Origin of the sequence: Scandinavium sp. (assembly GCF_032012665.1) — a bacterium.
GTDB lineage: Bacteria > Pseudomonadota > Gammaproteobacteria > Enterobacterales > Enterobacteriaceae > Scandinavium.
In genome coordinates this window covers 1-1043 of the sequence record NZ_DALZVG010000069.1, presented here as the reverse complement: position 1 = coordinate 1043, position 1043 = coordinate 1, and the positions used below count along the sequence as shown (strand labels likewise).

Annotated in this window: 1 protein-coding gene; it reads right to left on the bottom strand. The window is 56.0% G+C overall.

Annotated elements, in window-relative coordinates; all coding sequences use genetic code 11:
* Positions 1–3: 3 nt before the first annotated feature.
* Positions 4–1043, bottom strand: a protein-coding gene (locus tag RTU33_RS21825; protein WP_312630174.1) for an IS3 family transposase whose coding sequence is annotated in 2 segments (ribosomal slippage) — positions 4–851 and positions 851–1043 — 1041 coding nt annotated over the 2 segments. Because the reading frame shifts where the segments join, the coding sequence is not laid out codon by codon here. This gene is flagged as partial in the annotation.

Here is a 1043-nt window from a genome sequence, read left to right as displayed (position 1 = left end):
GCTTCATATTGGTTGCGTATTCTGGCAACCGGCAGACTTTTCAGCAAATTCGGACGGGGTCATCCAGCCCAGCGCAGAATGGGGACGTCTCTGGTTATAGTGTATGCGCCAGGCCTCGATTTTGCACCGGGCATCCTCCAGGGACATGAACCAGTTTTCATTCAGGCACTCCTGTCGCAGCCTGCCGTTGAACGACTCCACTGTGGCATTGTCTGTGGGTGTGCCCGGTCGTGAGAAGTCTATACGGATCCCTCTTTCGTACACCCACTTATCCAGCATTTTCCCTGCAAATTCAGAGCCGTTATCGGTTTTAAGCAGCTGGGGTAAGGGCCGTCTGAGTGCAATACTGTTCAGCATTTCGGCAACCTCTGTTGAGCGTAAATTCTGGCCCACACAGATCCCCAGGCATTCACGTGTGAACAAATCGATTACCGTCAGCAGCCGCAGGCGCCTTCCGTCAAACAGTGCATCAGAGACAAAGTCCATGCCCCAAACATGATTCGGATACAGCCCCTGAGGCTGCGGTTGTCGCCGCTGTGCTGATTTGTTCCGGCGCGGACGCTTGAGACGCAGAGACAGCCCCTGCTCGCTGTAGAGCCGATAAATGCGTTTATGATTATCCCGCCAGCCCTCCCGCCTGAGCATGACGTGAACTCTGCGGTAACCATAGTGGACCCGGGTTTCGGTGATCTCCCTGATTCGCAGGCGTAGCGCGCTGTCGTCTGCCGCCACAGAACGGTAGCGGAAAGAGCTGCGGCTGACCCGTAACGCAAAGCAGACCTGCCTTTCGCTGGCCCCGTAGCGTGCCTGCAGGTCCCGGACCCATTCGCGCAGGCGCGCCAGCGTCAGTTCTTTTTTGCCAGCACATCCTGCAGCATGGCTTTATCGAGACTCAGATCGGCAACCAGCTTCTTCAGCCTGAGGTTCTCTTCCTCAAGCTGGCGCATGTGCTTCAGCTCAGAGGGTGAAATACCACCGTATTTCTTGCGCCACGTATAGAATGTGGCATCAGAAATGCCCAGCTTACGGCAGACCTCAGGTAC